Annotated in this window: 2 protein-coding genes; both read right to left on the bottom strand. The window is 65.9% G+C overall.

Annotated features, from left to right (window positions below):
• Positions 1–4: 4 nt before the first annotated feature.
• The gene (gene scpA, locus CWS72_RS27165; protein ID WP_101253801.1) at positions 5–2,200 is read right to left on the bottom strand and encodes a methylmalonyl-CoA mutase; all 2,196 of its coding nucleotides are present in this window, start codon (positions 2,198–2,200) and stop codon (positions 5–7) included.
• Positions 2,197–4,260 (bottom strand): methylmalonyl-CoA mutase family protein, encoded by a 2,064-nt coding sequence (locus CWS72_RS27160; protein ID WP_101253800.1) that lies wholly within the window; start codon positions 4,258–4,260, stop codon positions 2,197–2,199. The genes scpA and CWS72_RS27160 overlap by 4 nt, the downstream gene beginning before the upstream one ends.
• Positions 4,261–4,283: the final 23 nt, after the last annotated feature.

Below are 4,283 nucleotides of genomic sequence, written 5' to 3'. Positions count from 1 at the left end.
AGCGTCATTGAGCCGCCGCCGGTTCGAAGCCGAGGTTGACCATGAGCTTGATGAGGACGTCCTTGGCGGCGTCCGAGATCATGGTTCCGGGCGGGAAGATGGATGCGGCGCCGAAGCGGTAGAGGGCGTCGAAGTCCTGGGGCGGAATGACGCCGCCGACGACGATGAGGATATCCTCGCGTCCCAGTTTCTTCAGTTCCTCGCGGAGCGCCGGGACCAGGGTCAGATGGCCGGCGGCCAGCGAGCTGACGCCGACCACGTGGGCGTCGTTGTCCACCGCCTGGCGGGCGGCTTCCTCGGGCGTCTGGAACAGGGAACCGATATCGACGTCGAAGCCCATGTCGGCGAAGCCGGTGGCGATCACCTTCTGGCCGCGATCGTGTCCGTCCTGGCCCATCTTGGCCAGGAAGATGCGCGGCCGGCGGCCTTCCTTCGCCTCGAAGCGCTTCAGAAGTTCGCCCACTTCCTTCATCTGCTTCGAATCCTTTCCAACTTCCGCCGTATAGACCCCCGAGATAGCACGGATCACCGCCTTATGGCGACCGAAGACCTTCTCGCAGGCGTCCGACACCTCGCCCACCGTGGCGCGGACGCGAACCGCCTGCACCGCCAGATCCAGCAGGTTACCCGTGCCGCTGGCGCAGGCCTCGGTGATCGCATGCAGGGCATGATCGACGTCGGCCTGGTTGCGGTTGGCCTTCAGCTTCTGCAGCTTGGCGATCTGGCTTTGCCGCACCGCCGAGTTGTCGACCTTCAGCACGTCGACCGATTCCTCGTCGTCGAGCTTGTATTTGTTCACCCCCAGCACCGTCTGCCGGCCGGCGTCGATGCGCGCCTGGGTGCGCGCCGCCGCCTCCTCGATGCGCATCTTCGGGATGCCAGCCTCGATGGCCTTGGCCATGCCCCCCGACGCCTCGACCTCCTCGATCAGCGACCAGGCCCGGCGGGCCAGCTGATCGGTCAGGCTTTCCACGTAGTAGGAGCCCGCCCAGGGATCGATGATCTTGCAGATCCCGGTTTCCTGCTGGATGAACAATTGCGTGTTGCGCGCGATCCGCGCCGAGAAGTCGGTCGGCAGGGCCAGCGCCTCGTCCAGCGCGTTGGTGTGCAGCGACTGGGTGTGCCCCTGGCTCGCCGCCATCGCCTCGATCTGCGTCCGCACCACATTGTTGAACACGTCCTGCGCCGTCAGCGACCAGCCCGAGGTCTGCGAATGCGTCCGCAGCGACATCGACTTCGGGTTCTTCGGATTGAACCCCTTGACGATCTTCGCCCACAACAGCCGGGCCGCCCGCATCTTGGCCACTTCCATGAAGAAGTTCATGCCGATCGCCCAGAAGAACGACAGCCGCGGCGCGAAATCGTCCACCGACATCCCGGTCTTCACGCCGGCCCGCAGATATTCCATCCCGTCGGCCAGCGTATAGGCCATCTCGATGTCCGCCGTCGCCCCGGCTTCCTGCATATGGTAGCCGGAGATCGAGATCGAGTTGAACTTCGGCATGTTCTTCGAGGTGTATTCGAAGATGTCCGAGATGATCCGCATCGAAGGCGTCGGCGGATAGATGTAGGTGTTGCGCACCATGAACTCTTTCAGAATGTCGTTCTGAATGGTGCCGGTCAGCTTCTCGCGGCTCACCCCTTGCTCTTCCGCCGCCAGGATATAGAGCGCCAGGATCGGCAGGACCGCCCCGTTCATCGTCATCGACACCGACATCTGGTCGAGCGGGATGCCGGAGAACAGAACCTCCATGTCGAGGATCGAATCCACCGCCACGCCGGCCATGCCGACGTCCCCGGTCACCCGGGGATGATCCGAGTCATAGCCCCGGTGCGTCGCCAGGTCGAAGGCGATCGACAGGCCCTTCTGGCCGGCCGCCAGGTTGCGCCGGTAGAAGGCGTTCGATTCCTCCGCCGTCGAGAAGCCGGCATATTGCCGGACCGTCCACGGCTTCGTCACATACATCGTCGGGTAGGGGCCGCGCTTGTAGGGCGCAAAGCCCGGCATGGTGTGCAGATGGTCGAGACCGGTCAGATCCTTCGCCGTGTAAAGCGGCTTCACGCCGATCTTCTCCGGCGTCAGCCAGGCCATCTCCTCAAGGCTCATGCCGCCTTCCGCCAGGGCCTTGGCCTCCCAGTCCTTCAGTGTCGACCCGTTCTTCGCCTGCTCCAGGCTGATATTCGAAAAATTGGGGATCATCGCGCGATCACTCCCAGGCGGATCAACTGGGCCGTCAGCATGCCCAGTACGTCGCCTCCCATGAAGATATAGTCATCGACGCCGGCGGCGTCGTAGCTCGCTTTCTGCTCGCCCGGCGCACCCGCCAGATAGAGCGTCTCGGCTCCCGCCGCCTTCAGCGCCGGCGCGAAGGCCGGAACCAGTTCGGGGTAGAGCTTGTCCGACGAGCACAAGATGGCGATCTTCGCCTTGCTCGCCTTGAACGCCGCAACGCAGGATCCGACGTCCTCGAACCCCTCGTTGCCCGGCGCCTGGATCCCCCCCGCCTCGAAGAAGTTCTTCGAGAAGGACGCCCGGCCGGTGTGCTGCGACACCGGGCCCAGGTTGGCCAGGAAGATGGTGGGCAGGCTGCCCGTCTTCGCCTTCCAGGCCGTGGCCGCGTCGCGCAACCGCTCGAAGCTGTCCGCCAGATGCCGTCTGGGCAGCGCCGGAACCGACGCCTTGCCGCTCCCCGTCGCCAGGATCGCCGCGAAGGACGCCCCCGCCGAAAGGGCCTCGCCGATCGCCTCGACCTGCTCCAGGGAACCGATCTTCGCCGGCTTCAGCCGGCCGACGGTCCGCGCCACCGCCGCCTTGATGTCCGGCGCCGGACGGATGACCGTCTCTTCCAGGATGTTCGGGAACTCCGACACGCCGGTCAGCGGGACCTTCCGCTTGGCGATCGCCTTGTCGCGCTCGCCCATCGTCCGGGCGATCGTCTCTTGCAGGAAACCGCTGGAAAGCGCCGCGACGATGCCGCCCTTGCCCTCGATCTCCTGGAAGAAGCCCCAGGCCTTCGCCGCCATCTCCTCGGTCAGCTTCTCGAAGGACCAGGCGCCGCCGGCCGGATCCGCCACCCGATAGAGGTTCGATTCCTCCATCAGGATCACCTGCGTGTTCCGCGCGATCCGCCGCGCCTTGGCGTCGGGCAAGCCGATCGCCGCGTCGAACGGCAGGCTGGTCACGCTGTCCGCCCCGCCGACCGCCGCCGCGAAGGTCGAGACCGTCGTGCGCAGCAGATTGACCCAGGGATCGATCCGCGTGTACATCCGCTCCGCCGACTTCGCCCGCAGCACCATCGCCGCCGCCTCCTTCGACGCCCCGCAAGTACTGGCCACCAGCGACCACAGCTTGCGCGCCGCCCGCAGCTTGGCGATCTGCACATACTCCTCGCAGCCCACCGACAGGGTGAACGACAGCTGACGGCAGGCGTCGTCGATCGACAGCCCCTTCGCCTCCATCGCCTTCAGATATGCCACCGCCGTCGACAGGGCGATGCCGAGATCCTGGACCTCGCTCGCCCCCGCATGGTGATAGGCCGAGGTATCAACCGACACCGAACGCGTCTTCGGAAAGGTCTTCGCCGTCCACGCCGCCAGCGCGCCCACCTGCGACAGACCGCTCTCCAGCGAATAGGGCAGCGAGCCGCTCGCCGCCAGATGGCCCAGCGGATCGGCCCCGAAATCACCCGCCGGCGCCGTCACCTTCCGCTTCCGCCAGATCTCCGCCAGCGCCAATGCCGCCGGCAGAAACGCCGCTCCAGCCTCCAGCGAAACCGGAACCGCCGCCAGGCCCACTCCGGCCAGCGTCTCCTCAAGACCCGCCAGATCGTGGATGATCACCCCGTCGCGCCCCACCGAGGCGCCGGCCCGCGCCGCGTCCGCGCCCGAGCGCGCCGCGTCGTCTAGCCGGATCACCACCGAGCGGACGCCCCGCGACAGATCGTGACGGATCTCCTTGTTCGCCACCTGCGGGTCCGGCTCCCGGAACTCCTGGCGGATGTCCCAGCCGTGCCGCGTCTTGCCCACCGCGTCCGTGCCGCGGACATAGGGGAAAAATCCCGGAAAACCCGACGGATCCCCCGCCCAGGGCCAGTTCTCCGCCACGTAAAGCGGTTGCAGGTCAACTCCCTCAAGGCTCTTCGTCACCATCTTCTTCTCAAACGGTGCGCCCTTGAGTTCCTTCTCCTCCACGGTCTTCTTCCACGTCTCATAGGGCGTGGCCGGAAAATCCGCGGCTAATCTCAGCTCTTCCTGGTCCATTTGACTCTCATTCCTTAAGAGGG

The sequence above is a fragment of the Telmatospirillum siberiense genome, from assembly GCF_002845745.1.
Lineage (GTDB): Bacteria > Pseudomonadota > Alphaproteobacteria > Rhodospirillales > Magnetospirillaceae > Telmatospirillum > Telmatospirillum siberiense.
Note: the sequence above shows the minus strand (reverse complement) of the source record. Positions and strands in the feature narration are given on the sequence as shown.